This is a genomic window from Lentzea flaviverrucosa (assembly GCF_003350445.1).
In the GTDB taxonomy this organism is placed as follows: domain Bacteria; phylum Actinomycetota; class Actinomycetes; order Mycobacteriales; family Pseudonocardiaceae; genus Lentzea; species Lentzea californiensis.
On record NZ_QQAU01000015.1, the window covers coordinates 102,603 to 120,337 of the forward strand.

Below are 17,735 nucleotides of genomic sequence, written 5' to 3' on the forward strand. Positions count from 1 at the left end.
GATCCAGATGGCGTAGCGCGACAGGCGGTTCCTCCTCCACGAAAGCGCAACTACGGTGCCTCGCCATGACCCCCGTCCCGACTGACGTGATGCCCCGTTCCCTCACGGCGCTTCCCCCGGCGCAGGTCGAGAACACCGGCGAGATCGACATCGCCGAGGCTGAGGACTTCGTCCGGCAGCACCACACCGAGAACCCGGACCTCGGTCCCGTCGAGGCCAGGCTGGCCGAGGTCCACGCGGAGATCGCCGCGACCGGCACCTACCGCCACACCACCGCCGAACTGACCTTCGGCGCCAGGGTGGCCTGGCGCAACAGCTCCCGCTGCATCGGCCGCCTTTACTGGCGGAGCTTGAAAGTGCGCGACCAGCGGGACGTGTCCGCTCCCGCCGACGTGGCCGAGGAGTGCGTCGAGCACCTCCGCGTGGCCACCAACAAGGGCAAGATCCGGCCCGTCATCACGGTCTTCGCCCCCGCCGAGCCCGGCATGGACGCACCGCGGATCGTCAACGAGCAGATCATCCGCTACGCCGCCTACCGAGGCACCGACGGCGGAGTGCTCGGCGACGCCCGCAACCTCGCCCTCACCGAGCTCGCGCTGAAGCGAGGCTGGCAGCCGCCGTCCACACGAGGCCCGTTCGACGTGCTGCCGCTCATGGTGTCCTGCAAGGGCCAAGACCCCGCGCTCGTCGAGATCCCCGCCGACGACGTGCTGGAAGTCCCGTTGTCCCACCCGGACTTCCCGTGGCTGGAGGCACTCGGCGTGAAGTGGCACGCCGTTCCCGCCATCAGCAACATGCGCCTGCGCATCGGCGGGATCGACTACCCGTCCGCGCCGTTCAACGGCTGGTACATGGGCACCGAGATCGGCGCCCGCAACCTGGCCGACCACGACCGCTACGACCTGCTGCCGTACCTCGCCAAGCGAATGGGCCTGGACATGTCGTCGGAGGCGACGTTGTGGCGCGACCGAGCTCTGGTGGAGCTCAACCGCGCCGTCCTGCACTCGTTCGCGGAGGCCGGGGTCACGATCACGGACCACCACACGGAGTCGCAGAGGTTCCTGACGCACCTGGAGAAGGAGGAGGCCGCCGGACGCACCTGCCCCGCGGACTGGTCGTGGATCGTGCCACCCGTGTCGGGCGGGATCACGCCGGTGTACCACCGCTACTACGACACAGGTGAACTGCTGCCGAACTTCTTCCCCGCCGCCAAGCCCACCGGATGCCCTGTGTCTCATTGATTTGGCTGCACAATGACCCGGTGCAACTGACCCGGAGCCTCACCCTGACCGACGCCGTCTTCGTCGGGCTCGGCTCGATGATCGGCGCCGGAGTGTTCGCGGTGTTCGCCCCGGCCGCGGCGGCGGCCGGGTCCGCGTTGCTCGTCAGCCTGGTGATCGCGGGCGTGATCGCCTGCTGCAACGCGTTGTCGAGCGCCTGGCTGGCGGCCCGCTACCCGCAGTCCGGCGGCACGTACGTCTACGGCCGCGAACGACTCGGGCGCGTGTGGGGCGACCTGGCCGGCTGGGCGTTCGTGCTGGGCAAGACGGCGTCGTGCGCCGCCATGGCACTGACGGTCGGCGCCTACGCCGGCGCGCCGAAACCCGTTGCGGTGGCGGCGATCGTGGCGCTGACCGTGCTGAACCTGACCGGAGTCCAGAAGTCCGCACTGCTGACCAGGGTCATCGTGGTCGTGGTGCTGCTCGTGCTGGCGTTGACCGCGGTGACGGCCCGCGACGCCGTGCAGCCGGCGGAGGTCCTGCCGACAGGAATCCTTCCCGCCGCCGCGCTGCTCTTCTTCGCGTTCGCCGGCTACGCGCGCATAGCCACGCTGGGAGAGGAGGTACGCGAACCCGCACGGACGATCCCCCGTGCCGTCGTGGTCGCCTTGTCGATCACGCTGGTCGTCTACGCGATCGTGGCCCTCGTGGCGTTGAACGCCCTGGGCAGCGACCTGGCCGTGTCGACCTTGGCCGACGTGTCGCCCTCGCTGGCACCCGTCATCCGGATCGGCGCCTGTCTCGCCGCGCTCGGCTCGTTGCTCTCACTGCAACTGGGCGTGAGCCGGACCGCGCTGGCGATGGCGCGCGACCGCAGGCTGCCGGGGTTCATGGCCGACCTGCGTGCCGCCGAGGTCGTCACCGCCCTGGCCGCGATCGGGCTGGTGGTCACCGTCGACGTCACGCGCGCGATCGTGTTCAGCTCGTTCTGCGTGCTGCTCTACTACGCGATCGCCAACGCCAGCGCGTGGACGCTCGGTAAGCGCTTCGTGCCCGCAGTTGGGCTGGCAGGGTGCCTGGTCCTGGCCGGTTCAGTGCTCTGGCAACTGTGATGTGGCCCAGGTCACCTTTGATCGCGTAACGTGCGTACGGTGAGAGTGGGAACCCCCGCAGAGTCGCGGCCCGCCGAGCGCCGAGTCGCCTGCGTACCGGAAACGGTGTCGTCGCTGGTCGACGCTGGACTGACCGTGCAAGTACAGGAAGGCGCCGGGCGTCACGCCCACGCCCTCGACGCCGCGTACCGCGCGGCCGGGGCGACGGTGACGCCCGAGGACCCGACGCCGGAATCCGACGTCGTCGTGTCCGTGCAGCCGCTGACCACCGCCCAGGCCTCCGCGTTGAAACCGGGCGCCATCACCATCAGCTTCCTGCAGCCCCAAGGCGAACGGGAACTTCTAGAGGTCTATGCGCGGCGGAACGTCACGTCGTTCAGCTTCGACCTGCTGCCCCGGGTCACGCGTGCCCAGAGCGCGGACGCCCTGTCGTCGCAGGCGTTGGTGGCGGGCTACCGGGCGGTGCTCGTCGCCGCCGAACGACTTCCGCGCTTCCTGCCCATGTTCACCACCGCCGCCGGTACCGTGCCGCCGGCGAAGGTGCTGGTGCTGGGCGCCGGTGTGGCGGGCCTGCAGGCCATCGCGACCGCACGCAGGCTCGGCGCCGTCGTCGAGGCGTACGACGTGCGCAAGGCCGCGGGGGAGGAGGTCCGCAGTCTCGGGGCGAAGTTCCTCGAACTCGAGCTCGAGACGCAGTCCGGCGTCTACGCGTCCGTGCAGTCCGAGGAGTTCCTGGAACGCCAGCGGGAACTCATCGGTGAGCACGTGGCGGCGTCCGACGTCGTGATCACCACGGCCGCCATCCCCGGCCGCAAGGCGCCGGTGCTCGTCACGACGGACATGCTCAAGGCCATGGCGCCCGGCTCCGTCGTGGTCGACCTGGCCGCGGAGTCCGGCGGTAACTACGCCGGTTCCGTTGCGGGCCAGGAGACCTGGGTCGGTGACGTGCTCGTGCACGGCGCGCTGAACCTGCCGTCGTCCATGCCGGTGCACTCCAGCAAGCTCTACTCCCGCAACGTGCTGAACCTGCTCAAGCTGATGATCGCGGACGGGTCGGTGTCGCCGGACCTCTCGGACGAGGTGCTCGACGGCTGCTGCCTCACCCACGACGGTCAGATCCGCAAGGAGTTGCCGTGATCGACCTGCTGACGATCTTCGTGCTGGCCGTGTTCGTGGGCTTCGAGGTGGTCTCGAAGGTGTCCACGATCCTGCACACGCCGCTGATGTCCGGTGCGAACGCCATCCACGGGGTGATCCTCGTCGGCGCGATCCTGATCACCGGGTCCGCCGAGAGCACCCTGGAGCTGGTTCTGGGGCTGGTCGCGGTCTTCCTGGCCACGGTCAACGTCGTCGGCGGGTTCGTGGTGACCGACCGGATGCTGGAGATGTTCAAAAGATGACGGTCCAGCTGATGTACCTCGTCGCGTCGGTCTGCTTCGTCCTGGCGCTGAAAGGCCTGAGCTCGCCCAAGTACGCGCGCTACGGCAACTTCATCGGCGCGTTCGGCATGCTGGTCGCGGTCGTCACCGCGTACGTGCACGGCGTCGTCCACAACGGACTGTGGATCCTGATCGCCGTCGCGCTCGGTGTCGTGGTCGGCATCCCGGCCGCGCGGTCGGTGAAGATGACGGCGATCCCGCAGATGGTGGCGCTGTTCAACGGGGTCGGTGGCGCGGCGGCGGCTCTGGTGGCGCTGGCCGAGTTCTTCGCGGTGCCGGACTCGACCGTGCTGTTCCGGCTCGCGACCGTGCTGACGGTGCTGATCGGCTCGGTGAGCTTCTCCGGTTCGGTGGTCACGTTCCTGAAGCTGCAGGAGCTGATGACGACCCGCCCGGTGTTGTTGCCCGCCGGGCAGCAGCTCGCGATCGCGGCCGCCGCGTCGTCGATCGCCCTGTGCGCGTTGACGATGGCGGTGCCGAACGGGTTCCTGCTGTGGTTGCTGGCGGTCGTCGGGCTCGCGCTCGGCGTGCTGTTCGTGCTGCCGGTCGGTGGTGCGGACGTGCCGATCGCGATCTCGTTGCTCAACGCGTTCACCGGTCTCGCGGTCGCCGCGTCCGGTTACGTGCTGGCGAACACGCTGCTGATCGTCGCCGGCACGCTCGTCGGCGCGTCCGGCACCATCCTGACGCGGTTGATGGCGCAGGCGATGGGACGGTCGCTCGCGAACATCCTGTTCGGCGCGTTCAAGGCGACGACCGTTGTCGCGCAAGGGGAAGAGCAGCGCACGGTCAAGTCGGGCACGGTCGAGGACGTCGCGATCCTGCTGGGGTACGCGAACAACGTGGTGGTCGTGCCCGGTTACGGGCTCGCCGTCGCGCAGGCGCAGCACGCGGTGCGTGAGCTCGTGGCGCAGCTCGAACGGCGTGGTGTGTCCGTGGCGTACGGGATCCATCCCGTGGCGGGACGGATGCCGGGGCACATGAACGTGTTGCTGGCCGAGGCGGACGTGCCTTACGAGCAGCTCAAGGAGCTCGACGACGTCAACCCCGGCATCACGTCGGTCGACGTGGCCGTGGTCGTCGGGGCCAACGACGTGGTGAATCCGGGTGCGCGGGACGAGCCGTCCAGCCCGATCTACGGCATGCCGATCTTCGACGTGGACCGCGCGAAGTCCGTGGTGTTCATGAAGCGGTCGATGCGGCCGGGGTTCGCGGGCGTGGACAACGAGCTGCTGTACAACCCGAAGACGACGCTGTTGTTCGGTGACGCGAAGGACTCGCTCACGAAGCTCCTGGCGGCCGTGAAGCAGCTCTGAGCAGTTCGGTGACCTCGGCGGCGCTCAGGGCGGGCACCAGCCCGATCACGCCGTCCGCGCCGGCCTGCCGCCAGTGATCGGCGTCTTCGAGGGTGTGCACCTCGTCGACGCCGAACCGCACGCCGAAACTGTGCACGGTCTCGATGAGGGCGCGCATCGCCTGGTGCAGCGGGGAGTCCGGACTGGGCGCGGGTGCGCGGGTGATCACCGAGCGGACCGGTACCTCGGTCAGCACGGCCAGTTCGTCGTGGCCGCCGTGGAACCCGTCCAGCGCCGTGACGATGCCGCTGTCGTGCAGCACCAGGGCGTTGTCGTCGCCGGCCAGCACCGACGAGATGTCCAGCGCGATCCGCAGCCGTTGCGGCGGAAGTCCCGTCTCGTCGAGCGCCCGCTTGACGTCGGCCACCAGGTCCTCGTCGCGGGACTGCAAGGCGCCCAGTGCGATGTGCAGCGTGGGCGCCCCGTCACCGAACTCCGCGGCCCATCTCGCGGCCTGCTCGCACGCCTCCCGCAGCAGCCAGCGGCCGATCGGCAGCGACAGCCCCGTGGAGTCGGCCAGCGCCATCGTGTCGTTGTGGCTCAGGTCGTCCCAGTGCAGGCGGGCGACGGCGCCGAGCACCTCCTGGGATTCCAGGTCGTGCACGGGCGCGTAGACGATCTCGATCTCGCCGTGCTCCCACGCCCCCGGCATCGACGCGGCCAGCGCGTACTTGCCCCGGCGGCGAGCGTCGTCGTGCGGGTCGTGCAGGGCCCATTGCCGCTTGCCGCGCGCTTTCGCCTGGCGCAGCGCGGCGTTGGCGCACCGCATCAGCTCACCCGCGGTCGCGAACGCGGGCGGACGGTCCACCACCCCGATGCTCACCGACAGCGCGATGCCGTGATCGTCCACAAAGGTCGGTTCGCCGAGCGCGGCCTGGATCTCCTCGATGGTCGAGGTGACGTTGTCCGAGAACGTCATCAACGCGAACTCGTCGCCGCCGATGCGCGCCAGCACGGCCTTCTTCTCCGCGGCGAGCTCGCCCAGGCGGTTCGCGACGATCTTGAGCAGCTTGTCGCCGGTCTCGTGGCCCAGGCCGTTGTTGACGACCGAGAACGCGTCGAGACCCAGGTGGTAGAGCGTGATCGGGTCGCCGTCGAGCTGCCGTTCGACCTGGGAGATGAAGTGCTGGCGGTTCGACAGGCCGGTCAGCGAGTCGTGCAGCAGCTGGTGGTCGAGGCTGCGCTGCAACAGGTGCAGCTCGCTGATGTCCTCGACCATCGTCACGTGGTGCGTCGGCCGGCCGTCCGCGTCGCGCAGCACCGAGACCACGAGGTGCACCCACACCGGCTCACCGTCCGCGCGGATCAGCTTGCGCTGGTCGCGGAACCTGTCGACGTGGCCCTCGCTCACCTTCCGGTACGAGGCGCCCAGAGCGGCCAGGTCGTCGGGGTGGTAGAAGTCGCGCAGGTCGCGGTCGGTGAGGTCGGCGCCCGAGTCGAGGCCGACGATCTCGGCGAGCGTGTCGTTCGCCTCGACGCACCTGCCGGTGAGGTCGGTGATCGCGATGCCCAGCGCGGCGGAGTCGAACACCTCCTGGAACCGTGCCTGGCTGACCTGCAGCGTGCGTTCGACCCGCTGTTTGGCCCGCACGATCGCGACCTTGATCTGCTCCTGCTGGTCGAACGCGTCCAGTCGCATGGCCTGCGCGTACGCGGAGCTCAACCGGGCCAGCACGGGTAGGTCGAACGTGGGCGAGAGGACCTCGATCGTGGCCCGCAGCGAGTCCGGCCCGGTCGCGTGCAGTGACACCAATCGATTGGCAACCGATTCAGGTGACGCCGGCAGCTCACGCAGCGAATCGAGCAGCGCCTGCTTGATTTCGGCGTGGGACAGCGGGATGTACGCGGTCGACGTCAGCGCGTGCATCCAGCGGGCGGCGAGTTCAGGAAGTTCCATCCTGTGCACAGAGCGTACGGATCCGCCGCCTCGCGGCCAAGAACGACAGGCCCGTCACACCTTGCGGCCGACGGCGGCGTAGATGCCCGCCTTGTCCGGATCGTCGGTGTTCGCGCCCTCGGGCCGCCACAACGGCGTCGGCACGATGCCGGGCTCCACCAGTTCGAAACCGTCGAAGAGCGCCTCGATCTCGCTCTTCGTCCGCGGGTACATCGGGTTCTGGCTCTTCTTCATGACCTCGACCACGCCCGCCATCTCCTCGGGCTGCAGGTCCTGGGTGAACTGCGAGACCGCGAGGTAGCTGCCCGCGGGCACGGCGTCGCGGTACGTCGCCACGATCGCGTTCGGGTCGGCCTGCGGCGGCACGAAGTGGAAGACACCGGCCGTGAGCACGCCGATGGGCCGGGCGAAGTCGAGAAGACCGCTGTGCCGTGCCGCCTGCAGCACCGCGTCGGGCTTCGTCATGTCCTCCTGGATGACCGTCGCGTTCGGGTCGTGCTCCAGGATGAGCTGGCTGTGCGCGACCGCGACCTCCTCGAAGTCCACGTAGACGACACGGGACTCCGGGTCGGCCTTCTGCGCGATCTCGTGCACGTTGCCGACCGTCGGGATGCCGGAACCGAGGTCGAGGAACTGGCGGATGCCGCGGTCGACCATGAACAGCACGGCCCGGCGCAGGAACGAACGGTTCAGCCGCGCGATCGTGCGGGCGTTCGGCTGTGCCTGCAGGAACTTCTCCGCGAGCGCCCGATCGGCCGCGAAGTTGTGCCCTCCCCCGAGCAGGTAGTCGTAGAGACGCGCGGCGCTCGGCTTGCCCGTGTCGACGCCATCCGGAACCCAGCTCACCCGTTCAGACATGCGACCAGGCTACTGAGCCGCCACACGCGTGCGGCAGGGGTCCGAGGACGATTGGTACAGCAGAACCGCTGCTGTCACTGGAATGTGTGAATGAGCAGCGTTGCAACGGCGACGCCCAGCGCCGTTCCGAGCCCACGCGCGACGTTCACGAGCCCGCTCCCGACCCCGGCCGAACCTTCCGGCAACGCACCCATGACCCGTTTCGTGCAGGCCGGCGCGATGATCCCCAGCCCGATGCCCATGACGACGAGCTGAACCACCTGCGGCACGGGCATCATCAGCGCGATGCCCGCGATCAGCGCCCCGGTCCCGACGCCGGGCCTGCTCAGCAGCGTCGCCGCGATCGCGAACCCGAGCGGCAACGCGGCGACCGTGAGTCCTATCTGTGCCAAGGGTTGTGCCATGGTGAACGGCAACAACGTCATCGGCGCGAACAACGCGGCGTAGGTGAACAGCACGCCGAGCAGCCCGGGCACCACCTTCCACGTCGGCTTTCCCTTGTCCCGCGAGGTCTTCGTGCGGGGGAGCAGGTAGTGGCCGGCGATCACGGCCACGACGCCGATCGGCACGTTGATCGCGAACACGGCCTGCCACCCGAAGTTCTCGGTGAGGTACCCGCCGAGCAACGGCCCCGCCGCCAGCCCGGCCGCCTGCGCCGCGGCCTGAACCCCGAGGGCCTTGCGCCGCTGCTCCGGCGCGACCGCGGTGGTGACCAGCGCGACGCTGTTCGCCTGCAACATCGCCGCCCCTGCGGCCTGAGCGACCCGCGCCGCGATGAGCGCGTCGAACCCCGGCGCGTACACGCACGCGACGGACGCCCCGGTGAACAACGCGAAGCCGTAGATGTAGACGATCTTGCGCCCGACCCGGTCCGCGATCCTGCCCATTGGGACGAGCAGCGCCACGAGCGTGATCAGGTAGCTGAGCGAGATCCACTCCGGATCAGCCTGGAAGTGAGCGCTCATCGCGGGGAACGCCAGCGTGACGATCGAGGCGTCGAGCTGCCCCATGAAGGCACCGAAGCAGACCGTCGCGATGACCAGCCAAGGCGCGTACGACCGGCGCGCGATCCACGCCGGTCTGGGCGACTCCGTGACGAACCAGTTCATCGTGGTCAGATTATATCTGACACAGAGCTATTGCCTGAGGTTCAGTAGTATTTCTGCATGTCAGACGAAGCCCGCACGCTCACCGACGTCGTCACTCGTCTGCGCCGGGCGTTGCGGACGAGCATCCGGGCCGACTGGCCGTGGGAATCCCTGCCGATGGCGCAGGTAGAGCTGCTGCAGACCCTCGCGGAGCGCCCGCCGATGAAGGTCGGCGACCTCGCCGCGGCGTTGCGCCTCGCCCCCAACACGGTGTCCGGACTGGTGTCCCAGCTGATCGACTCGGGCCTCGTCGTCCGCGGCGGAGACCCCAGGGACAGACGGGTAGCACGGCTATCCGTCTCACCTCGCGGACACGAACAGCTGCTCGTCTGGCAGCGCGAACACGAGAAGCGGATCGGTGCCGCACTGGGCAAGCTGGAGTCCTCCGAACGGGAGGACGTCGTGCGCGCGTTGAAGGCCCTGGACCACCTGGTGGAGCACCTTGCCGAGCCCACGACCTGAGTCTCGGCCGCTCGCTTTCGTCTCGCTGGTGTCGCTGGGCGGCGGGCTCGGGGGCGTGGCGCGCTACGGCCTGTCCGTGTTCGTGCCGGGTGCCTGGGGGCTCTTCGTCATCAACGTGCTGGGGTCGTTCCTCATCGGGGTGTTGATGGGGTTGGTGCCTCGGCCGTTGGTGCGTGCCTTCTTCGGGGTCGGGGTGTTGGGCGGGTTCACGACGTTCTCGTCGTACGCGGTGTCCTGGTCTTGGGCGTTGTTGGTCACGCCCGTTTGTGCTGTGGGGGCGGCGTTTCTCGGGTTGCGGGTGACTCGGTGACGGCGCTGGTGGTGTTCCTCGGAGCCGCTCTCGGTGCGCCGACCCGTTATCTGCTCGACCGGTTCGTGCAGTCGCGGCACTCCTCGGACTTCCCGTGGGGCACTTTGACGGTCAACGCCGTCGGGTGCCTGCTCATCGGGTTCGTCGTCGGCACGTCCTGGATGCCGTTGCTGGGTGTCGGGTTCTGCGGTGGGCTCACGACGTACTCGACGTTCAGCTACGAGACGGTGAAGCTGCTGGAGGCGGAGAAGTACCGGGCTGCCTTGCTGAACGTCGTCGTCAGTGTCGTGCTCGGGGTCGGCGCGGCGTCCGTCGGTCTTGCTCTGGCGCACTGACTTCGCCGCGGTGAGCCTGGGGGCGTTCCGGTCGCCACCCAGGCTTCCGCTCGATCGCTACGAAACGTCCTTCAACCGGGACAGCACGTCCGGCAGCGTGCCGGTGTGCACGACACCGAGCCGTTGCGTCGCACGGGTCAGCGCGACATAAAGGTCCGACGCGCCACGCGGCGACTCCGCGAGGATGCCGTCCGGGTCGACCACGACCACCGAGTCGAACTCCAGGCCCTTGGCGTCGGTCACGCCGAGCACCACGACCTGGGCCTCCTCCAGTTCGTTGCCCACGGACGAACCCGCCACCGCGGCGGCGATCGAGGAACCCACCGACGGCAGCAGCGCGGCCGGCACGATCACCGCGATCTTGCCGTCGCCCACCGCGGCGATCTCGCGGGCGATCAGCTCGGGCACCTCGGACGAGTACGACGACACGGTGGAGACCCAAGGTGCCACACCGGTTTCCCGCACCGACGTCGGCGGCACCAGGGAGACGTCCACGGAGGCGAGCACGTCCGCGGCCACCTCCATGATCTCGGCCGGCGTGCGGTAGTTGACCGACAGTTCCGTGAGGCGCCAACGGTTCTGCACGTACGGCGACAGCACGGAACCCCATGAGGTCGCGCCGCCGATGTCGCCGGTCTGCGCGATGTCGCCCACGACCGTCATGGACTTGCTGGGGCAGCGGCGCATCAGCGTGCGCCACGCCATCGCCGACAGTTCCTGGGCCTCGTCCACGATGATGTGGCCGAACGTCCAGGTGCGGTCGGCCGCGGCGCGTTCCGCCGCGGTCTCGTAGCGGTCGACGCCGTGGCGCTCTGCCAGGCGGTACGCGTCCATCAGGTCCGAGGCCATCAGGATGTCGGGGTCCGCGTCGTCCTCCAGGTCGAGGATGTCGAGGACTCCCTGGGCGTACTCGGCGGCCTGGCGGCGCTGGCGTTCGGCGCGGGCCTTGGCCTCCGTGTCGTCCTCGCCGAGCAGTTCGGCGGCCTCGTCCAGCAACGGCACGTCCGCCGGAGTCCAGTCGTCGTTCGAACGCTGCAGCAGGTCGCGCTCTTCGCGGGTGAACTTCGCCATCGCGCGGGCGCGGCGCTTCGGGTTCCGGTAGAGCTCCGAGAGCAGCGAGAACGGTGTCAGCACCGGCCACAGCGACGAGATCGCCGCCTGGACCTCGTCGGACTCGCGCAGCTCGCGGCGGATGTCGTCCATGTCCGCCTTGTCGAGCAGGTGCCCGCCGAGGCGGTTGGCGACCATGCCCGACAGCGAGGAGATGATCTCGCGGGCGAACGTGCGGCGCGCCTCGTTGTGCGCGCGGCGGGTGCGGCGCGCCCTGCCCCGCGCCTCCGCGATCACGCGCCGGTCCAGGCGCAGCACGTCGTTGTCGAAGCGGATCTCGACGGACGGCGGCGCCTCCTGGCGGTCCCGCACCGCCGCGGCGATCACGTCCGCCATCTGGAGACGGCCCTTGACCGCTGCCGCCGCAGCCGACTCGCGGCCGGTGGCGGTCAGGTTCGGGTACAGCTCGCCGACCGTGGACAGCAGCACGCCCGTCTCGCCCAGCGAGGGGAGCACCTGGCTGATGTAGCGCAGGAACGTCGTGTTCGGGCCGACCACGAGCACGCCGCGCTTCGCCAGCTGCCGGCGGTGCGTGTACAGCAGGTACGCGGCCCGGTGCAGGGCCACCGCGGTCTTGCCGGTGCCCGGTCCGCCCTGCACGACGACGACGCCGTTGAGCTCGGACCGGATGATCTTGTCCTGCTCGGCCTGGATCGTCGCGACGATGTCGCTCATCTGGCCGGTGCGCGACTCGTTCAGCGCCGCCAGCAGGGTCGCCTCGCCGGTCAGGCTGTCCTTGGACGAGCGGTCGACCGAGTTGATGTCGAGCACCTCGTCGTCGAGGCCGATCACCTTGCGCGAGCGGGTCCGCAGGTGCCTGCGCCGACGCACGCCGTCGGGGTTGGCGGCGGTGGCGAGGTAGAACGGCCTGGCGGCGGGAGCCCGCCAGTCCATCAGCAGCGGCTCGTATTCCTTGTCCTCGTCGAACAGACCGATTCGGCCGATGTAGAAGCGGTCTTCGTTGTGGAAATCGAGCCGGCCGAACGCGAGGCCGTTCTCGACCGCGCTGTACTGAGCCAATTGATCTGTGTACATCGCGACGGACGTGTCGCGCTCGGACCGCATCTGGTGCGTGCCGCCGGTTTGTCGCAACGATTGTGCGAGTCGTTTCGACGTCTGTTCACGGAGGTCGTCGAGCCGGCCGTACAACATGGCCACGTATTCCTGCTCCGGCTCCATTTCGGCGAGCCGGAGGTCATCGGAGGGGCTTGACAACTTGCCTCATTTCTCGATATCATGCGTCGTCGGATTTATTCCGATTCGCACTGTCCTGCCCGCGCTGGGTCCCTGAGCGCAGACTGTCTAATCTACACGCATATCGGCGTGGTGCAGGTACGCCTTACGCAGCAGTGTGGCCAACGTATCGCGCTCGTGCGCAGTCAACGGCGCCAGCAGCTCTTCCTCCTGAGCCCGAGCCGTCTCCAGCCGCTCGCGCAGCGCCCGTCTGCCCCCGTCGGTGATCGACACGCTGAACCGGCGCCGGTCCCTCTCGTCGCGTCTGCGCTGCGCGAACCCGAGCTCTTCCAGCTCGTCGAGCACCGACACGAGGTCGCTCGGGTCCATCCGCACGCGGTCGCTGATCCGCTTCTGCGCCACGGCCTCCTGCTCGGACAGGTACGCGAGCACCGTCAGGTGGGGCCCGCGCAGACCAGCGCGCCCGATCCGGCGAGCTTCGCGCACCAGCCCGAGCATCAGGTAGCTGGGAAGACGCAGAAGCTGATCAATGCTCATGTCCCTCAGTCTAGAAAAGATCTGTCCCCCGATCGTGGATTGCGCTGCGTGATGAACGCGCCCGGACGAGGGCCGACAGGGTGAGCGATGGGGTGACGTTTCTCCGCAAACCACCAGGGAGCGGCAAGGTGGGGGTATGACGCGTGCGGAGATCGTCCGGCTCGCCCAGTGCGTGGTGCGCCGGCCCCGGTGGCAACTCGTCCTGGCCGTGCCGCTGTCCGCGTGGACGCTGGCCTGGGTGCTCGGTCAGCTCGCCGCCGATCCCCCCAGACCGCTCGGTCTGCTGGCCTGGACCGGCATTCCCCTCGATTCGGCATCCCTATGGGCTCAGGAACGTGTCGGCGTCCTCGTCTGGCTCGCCACACTGGGCGGCCTGAGCTGGGCGGCCACCACGGAGCGGGGTCAGCTGCCCGCTCTCGCCGGGTGGTTCGCGGTGCTGGTCGCGGGAGAAGCGGCAGGGTACGAGGCCGCGGTGCAACGGGCGATCCTCAGCCTGGTCGTGTTCCTGGTCGTCCTCGCGGCCGTGTCGATCACCGGGCGGCGCGCGTTCGTCGTCGACCGCGTCGCCGTCATGCCCGAGGACGTCGTGCGGGCGGGCATCACCGCCGCCGTGCTGACCGCCGTGGTCCCGCTGATCGCCCCTGGCCTGGCCCTGACGCGCCTGGTTCGTCCCTACGTGACGAAACCGCCGCGGCGGCTCCGGCCGGTTGAGACCCAGTTGCTGCGGGAAACCGGATGAGGTGAGCGACTACCTGCCACCCCCTGCGCCTCCGCGCAGTGCGCTGACCCTGCGGTTGTGGCTGGCCGGATTCGGCCTGGTCTTCAACTCGGTGGCCGGGTGGCTGGCGCTGCGAGCCGACTTCGTTTGGCTAGGTGTCGTGCTTTTGCTACTCGCCGTCGTATGTCTCGTCGACTTCGGCTGGGTGGTTCATCGCAAACGTCGCGGAGACCCGGGCTGAAACCTGTCGGGAACCTGTGCTTGGGCTTGAGCGCTGTTATGGATAAAGATGTCGGCGTGCATGAAGATCCGGCAAAAGTCAGGTTAGCCAGGGTGATGCGTCGGCAGCCTGTGCAACAGCGCGGCGCGGCAACCGTTTCCGCGATCCTGGACGCTTGCGCGGACCTGCTGAACGAATACGACTACGACGACATCACCACGGCTCGCATCGTCGATGTGGCCGGAGTGCCCATTGGTTCCTTCTATCAGTACTTCCCCGACAAAAGATCCGTTGTGCACACCCTCGCGCTTCGCGGTATGGAGACCTATCTCCGCGAGGTGGAGGAGTTGTTCACCGCGGATCTGATCGCGGACACGTGGCGCGAGGCCATGACGCAGGTCGTCGCGGTGTACATGCGGATGCTGCACGAGGTGCCCGGCTTCGGGCGGGTGCGGTTCAGCGACATGCTGGACAGCCACCGCCTCGACTCCAGCGTCGACCAGTACGAGCTGATGGCCGAACGGCTGGCGGAGATGTTCGTCGACCGGTTCGGCGCCCACGGCGACGCCCCGGTGATGCTGACGTTCCGGATCGCCGTGCAGACCGCGGACGCGCTGTTCAAGCTCGCCGAACGAGTCGGCGAGGACGACCGCGCGTACGTGGTCGGCACGGCGAACGAGCTGCTCACCAGCATGCTCGGATCCGTGCTGGAACGACCTCAGGACCCGGTTCAGAGCCCGTAGGACTCGAGCAGCCGCAGCCAGACCTCGCTGATCGTCGGGTACGAGGGCACCGCGTGCCACAACCGGTCCACGGTGACCTCTCCGACGATCGCGACGGTGGCCGAGTGCAGCAGCTCGGCGACGTCCTGACCGACGAACGTGACGCCTACCAGCGTCCGCGTGCGCTCGTCCACGACCATCCGCGCCTTGCCCTTGTACCCGTCCGCGTGCAGCGACGACCCGGCGACCGCGATGTCCAGGTCGACGACCTTGACGTCACGCCCCGCAGCCCGTGCCTCCGCCGCGGTGTGCCCGACGAACGCCACCTCGGGGTCGGTGAACACGACCTGCGGCACCGCCACGTGGTCCGCCCACGCCTGCCCGGCCGACCACTGCTTCGGCTCGAACCCGCGGGACCGCTCCAGGATCGCCGTGCCGGCCGCCCTGGCCTGGTACTTGCCCTGGTGCGTCAGCAACGCCCGGCCCGTGACGTCACCGGCCGCGTACAGCCAGCGTCCGTCCACACCGGACACCAGGCCGGAGTCGTCGATGGTCAGCGGCTTGCCGTCCTTGGTCGCGGGCACCCGCCCGGTGGCGACGAGGATCTCCGAGCCGCGCACGACCCGGCCGTCCTGCAACGTCAGCTCACCCGGCTTGATCGACGAGGCGCGCCCGTTGAGCAGCACCTCGACGCCGTCCTCCCGCAGGCCCTCCACGACCAGCGGGCCGACGAACTCCTCGAACTTCGGCAGCGGCCGGTCACCCGACACCACCAGCTTCACCTGCGCGCCCAGCCGGGCCCACGCCTGCGCCATCTCGACACCGACGACGCCACCGCCGAGCACGACGAGCGACTCCGGCACCTCCCGTGCCGACGTGGCTTCGCGCGAGGTCCACACGGGAGTGTCGGCGAGGCCTTCCAGCGGCGGCATCTTCGGCACGCTGCCGGTGCACACCACGACGGCCTGGCGGGCGCGGTGCACCTCGCCGCCCACGGTGACCTCGCGCTCGCCGGTGACCTCACCGTCGCCGCGGATGACGTGGATGTTCTCCGACTCGGCCCACTTGACCTGGCCGGCGTCGTCCCAGTTGGAGGTGAAGCCGGTGCGCCGCGCGAGCACCTCCTTCGCGTCCAGCGAACCCGCGTTCACGCCCTGCACGCGCCGGGCGGCCGCGAGCGCGTGACCGGGTCGCAGCAACGCCTTGGAAGGCATGCACGCCCAGTACGAGCACTCGCCGCCGACCAGCTCCTTCTCGATCATGGCGGTGGACAGGCCACCCGCGGCCGTCCGCCAGGCCACGTTCTCACCTACGGGGCCACCACCGATGACGATGACGTCGAAATCCATGCGGCCCACAGTAGGCCTGGATCAAGAAAGCCACACGAGGCAGAAGGGGTGCCCCACCGGGTCCGCGTAGACCCGGAACGTGTCGTCGTTGTCCTTCTGCACCAGCCGGGCACCGAGGGCCAGCACCTTCGGCTCGGCCTCCTCGATGTCCTCGACCAGCACGTCGAGGTGGAACTGCTGCGAGCCGTGCGGATCGGGGAACACGGGTGGCTGGTACTCGGGGGCGAGCTGGAACGCGACCCGCGTGCCGTTCGCGACGATCACGACCCAGGTGTCGTCACCGCCGGCCAGGCGCTCGGCGCCGAGCAACTCCTCGTAGAACGACGCGAGCTCGGAGGGGTTCGGGCAGTCGAGTACGACAGAACGAAGTTGTCCGACCATGCCCTCCACCTTGCTACCGGGTGGCGGGCAGCCGCAACGCCTGCTTGGCGATCGGGTCGAGCGACGGGTCGCCCGCACCGCCGGACCACACCGCGAACGCCAGCGTCACGTGGCTGCCCTTGGTGCCGTTCGCGAACGCCGCGCTCTCCAGCGGTTTGCCGTCCAGGCCGTGCACACCGCCGGACCCCGGCAGCGCGACGACCGCGTGCAACGCCTTCGCGCTCGGGGCGTCGTACAGGTCCATGTCCGCCACCAGCACCGTGACCGGCTTGCCCTTCAGCGTCGTCTCGTAGGTGGCGCGCAGCAGCACTCCGCAGTCGTTCGCGATCAGCCACGCCTTCACGTCGCCGAACGCCTGCGCCTGGCACTCCTGGTCCTTCTTCATCTCCTTCGGCACGAACGTCGTGCCGTCCACGACCACCGACGTCGGCTGGGTGGAGGTCGGCGCGGGCGTCGCGTCGGCCGGCTTGTCGTCGCCGGGCAACGCCACCACGAGCCACACCACGAGGATCAGCGCGAGCAGTGCGGCTCCCGCGAGGTAAGGCCAGGTCAGCTTGCTGGGCAAGCGCTTGCGGCCGATCACCTGCAGCAGCTGGGCCTTGGGGATCAGCATCGTGCTGGCGGCCGCGAGGTCGGGGGAGACGGCGTCGCTGAAACCCTCCGCGATGAACGCCTTCGCGTCCGGCGGCGAGCCGGTGTTCTGCAGGATCGCGAAGAGCTTCGCCGCGTGGTCCGCCGTGCAGGGGACCGTGGACGTCGCGAGCTCACGGGCCGCACTGAGCACAGTGGACGGTTTGGGGTGCAGCACCCGCACGCCGCGGTTGAGGTCGACCGTCGGCTGCACGACCTGGCTCACGAACGGGCCGACCGCCACGACCGTGCTGACCGGGAGCGGTTCCGCGCGCATCGCCTGGATCCGCTGCGCCACCGCGGTCGCCGCCGCCACGGCCTCGGTCGCCGGGTTCGCCGTGCCGTCCTTGGCGACGAGCGGCCAGCCGTCGATCTTCCACTGGCCGCCGAGCGGCGCCTCGAGCTTCATCCCCGGATCGGGCAGGTCGACGCCGACGATCACGAGAACGCCCTTGGGCAGCACGACGATCGCGTCCAGCGGTATGGGGCAGTCAGGCGGTTGCACGCCGATCAGCGCGATACCACCCAGAACCTCGGTGCCGACGCCCCACGCCGTGAGGGCGGCACGGACGTCCGCCCCAATGGCCGAGGGTTCAGCGCCCAGACGGATCAGCCGCACGAGTCCCTACCTTTCCGCACGGGGGGACACCGTAGCCGTCCGGGGTCGGCCAAACGCACTCGGTCGAGACATTCGGTGATGGCCGTCACCGATAAGTGGATCACTCGTTAGATGGATTG

At 69.1% G+C, this 17,735-nt stretch carries 19 protein-coding genes; 11 read left to right on the forward strand and 8 right to left on the reverse strand.

Translation table 11 applies throughout. The features are described from left to right. Nucleotides 1-65: 65 nt before the first annotated feature. The 5 genes from DFR72_RS35805 to DFR72_RS35825 are packed head-to-tail and all read left to right on the forward strand — an operon-like array spanning nt 66 to nt 5,087. Nucleotides 66-1,241 carry a nitric oxide synthase oxygenase gene (locus tag DFR72_RS35805; RefSeq protein WP_425459933.1) on the forward strand — a complete coding sequence of 392 codons (1,176 nt, stop codon included), beginning with the start codon at nt 66-68 and terminating at the stop codon, nt 1,239-1,241. Then, nucleotides 1,223-2,332: an APC family permease gene (locus DFR72_RS35810; protein WP_090070743.1), complete on the forward strand. Its 1,110-nt coding sequence runs from the start codon at nt 1,223-1,225 to the stop codon at nt 2,330-2,332. The genes DFR72_RS35805 and DFR72_RS35810 overlap by 19 nt, the downstream gene beginning before the upstream one ends. A gap of 39 nt (nt 2,333-2,371) precedes the next feature. Beyond that, nucleotides 2,372-3,469, forward strand: a complete 1,098-nt coding sequence (locus DFR72_RS35815; protein WP_090070745.1) for an NAD(P) transhydrogenase subunit alpha — start codon at nt 2,372-2,374, stop codon at nt 3,467-3,469. Beyond that, nucleotides 3,466-3,732 carry an NAD(P) transhydrogenase subunit alpha part 2 gene (locus DFR72_RS35820; protein ID WP_211335646.1) on the forward strand — a complete coding sequence of 89 codons (267 nt, stop codon included), beginning with the start codon at nt 3,466-3,468 and terminating at the stop codon, nt 3,730-3,732. The genes DFR72_RS35815 and DFR72_RS35820 overlap by 4 nt, the downstream gene beginning before the upstream one ends. Beyond that, nucleotides 3,729-5,087, forward strand: a complete 1,359-nt coding sequence (locus DFR72_RS35825) for an NAD(P)(+) transhydrogenase (Re/Si-specific) subunit beta (protein ID WP_090070747.1) — start codon at nt 3,729-3,731, stop codon at nt 5,085-5,087. Before DFR72_RS35820 ends, DFR72_RS35825 begins: the two co-directional genes overlap by 4 nt. Here DFR72_RS35825 and DFR72_RS35830 read toward each other — a convergent pair. From DFR72_RS35830 to DFR72_RS35840, 3 genes are all read right to left on the reverse strand, one after another. Continuing rightward, complete coding sequence (locus tag DFR72_RS35830) at nt 5,053-7,023, reverse strand: putative bifunctional diguanylate cyclase/phosphodiesterase (RefSeq protein ID WP_090070749.1); 1,971 nt, start codon at nt 7,021-7,023, stop codon at nt 5,053-5,055. The genes DFR72_RS35825 and DFR72_RS35830 overlap by 35 nt on opposite strands. Nucleotides 7,024-7,077: 54 nt before the next feature. Beyond that, nucleotides 7,078-7,881, reverse strand: a complete 804-nt coding sequence (locus DFR72_RS35835) for an SAM-dependent methyltransferase (protein WP_090070751.1) — start codon at nt 7,879-7,881, stop codon at nt 7,078-7,080. A 74-nt stretch (nt 7,882-7,955) separates the two neighbouring features. Next, nucleotides 7,956-8,990: an MFS transporter gene (locus DFR72_RS35840; protein ID WP_090070753.1), complete on the reverse strand. Its 1,035-nt coding sequence runs from the start codon at nt 8,988-8,990 to the stop codon at nt 7,956-7,958. Nucleotides 8,991-9,047: 57 nt separating this feature from the next. On the opposite strand from DFR72_RS35840, the gene DFR72_RS35845 reads away from it, so the two are divergent. Genes DFR72_RS35845 through crcB form a run of 3 tightly spaced genes read left to right on the forward strand, consistent with a single transcriptional unit; the run spans nt 9,048 to nt 10,136 of the window. Next, a complete protein-coding gene (locus DFR72_RS35845) occupies nt 9,048-9,491 on the forward strand; it encodes a MarR family winged helix-turn-helix transcriptional regulator (RefSeq protein WP_090070755.1) in 444 nt (147 codons plus the stop codon). 28 nt (nt 9,492-9,519) lie between these two features. Continuing rightward, complete coding sequence (locus DFR72_RS35850; protein ID WP_245983776.1) at nt 9,520-9,801, forward strand: fluoride efflux transporter FluC; 282 nt, start codon at nt 9,520-9,522, stop codon at nt 9,799-9,801. Then, nucleotides 9,798-10,136, forward strand: coding sequence for a fluoride efflux transporter CrcB (gene crcB / locus DFR72_RS35855; protein WP_090070757.1), 339 nt, complete (start codon nt 9,798-9,800; stop codon nt 10,134-10,136). The genes DFR72_RS35850 and crcB overlap by 4 nt, the downstream gene beginning before the upstream one ends. 57 nt (nt 10,137-10,193) lie before the next feature. Here the strand turns inward: crcB and DFR72_RS35860 are convergent, their stop codons facing one another. Next, nucleotides 10,194-12,425 (reverse strand): HelD family protein, encoded by a 2,232-nt coding sequence (locus tag DFR72_RS35860; RefSeq protein ID WP_170176571.1) that lies wholly within the window; start codon nt 12,423-12,425, stop codon nt 10,194-10,196. A gap of 123 nt (nt 12,426-12,548) precedes the next feature. Further along, nucleotides 12,549-12,977 carry a MarR family winged helix-turn-helix transcriptional regulator gene (locus tag DFR72_RS35865; RefSeq protein WP_090070761.1) on the reverse strand — a complete coding sequence of 143 codons (429 nt, stop codon included), beginning with the start codon at nt 12,975-12,977 and terminating at the stop codon, nt 12,549-12,551. 136 nt (nt 12,978-13,113) lie between these two features. On the opposite strand from DFR72_RS35865, the gene DFR72_RS35870 reads away from it, so the two are divergent. Genes DFR72_RS35870 through DFR72_RS35880 form a run of 3 tightly spaced genes read left to right on the forward strand, consistent with a single transcriptional unit; the run spans nt 13,114 to nt 14,658 of the window. Next, the gene (locus DFR72_RS35870; RefSeq protein ID WP_090070763.1) at nt 13,114-13,716 is read left to right on the forward strand and encodes a hypothetical protein; all 603 of its coding nucleotides are present in this window, start codon (nt 13,114-13,116) and stop codon (nt 13,714-13,716) included. Between the two features lies 1 nt (nt 13,717). Further along, the gene (locus DFR72_RS35875) at nt 13,718-13,936 is read left to right on the forward strand and encodes a DUF6343 family protein (RefSeq protein ID WP_177224631.1); all 219 of its coding nucleotides are present in this window, start codon (nt 13,718-13,720) and stop codon (nt 13,934-13,936) included. Nucleotides 13,937-13,992: 56 nt separating this feature from the next. Beyond that, nucleotides 13,993-14,658, forward strand: a complete 666-nt coding sequence (locus tag DFR72_RS35880; protein ID WP_245983777.1) for a TetR/AcrR family transcriptional regulator — start codon at nt 13,993-13,995, stop codon at nt 14,656-14,658. Here the strand turns inward: DFR72_RS35880 and DFR72_RS35885 are convergent. From DFR72_RS35885 to DFR72_RS35895, 3 genes are read right to left on the reverse strand one after another with little or no spacing between them, the layout of a single operon-like run. Continuing rightward, the gene (locus DFR72_RS35885) at nt 14,646-15,986 is read right to left on the reverse strand and encodes a dihydrolipoyl dehydrogenase family protein (protein ID WP_090070767.1); all 1,341 of its coding nucleotides are present in this window, start codon (nt 15,984-15,986) and stop codon (nt 14,646-14,648) included. The two genes, DFR72_RS35880 and DFR72_RS35885, sit on opposite strands and share 13 nt — an antisense overlap. A gap of 21 nt (nt 15,987-16,007) precedes the next feature. Next, complete coding sequence (locus tag DFR72_RS35890) at nt 16,008-16,367, reverse strand: VOC family protein (RefSeq protein WP_090070768.1); 360 nt, start codon at nt 16,365-16,367, stop codon at nt 16,008-16,010. A 13-nt stretch (nt 16,368-16,380) separates the two neighbouring features. Further along, on the reverse strand, nt 16,381-17,616 hold the full coding sequence (locus tag DFR72_RS35895) for a hypothetical protein (RefSeq protein WP_090070770.1): 1,236 nt from the start codon (nt 17,614-17,616) through the stop codon (nt 16,381-16,383). Between the last annotated feature and the right edge of the window lie 119 nt (nt 17,617-17,735).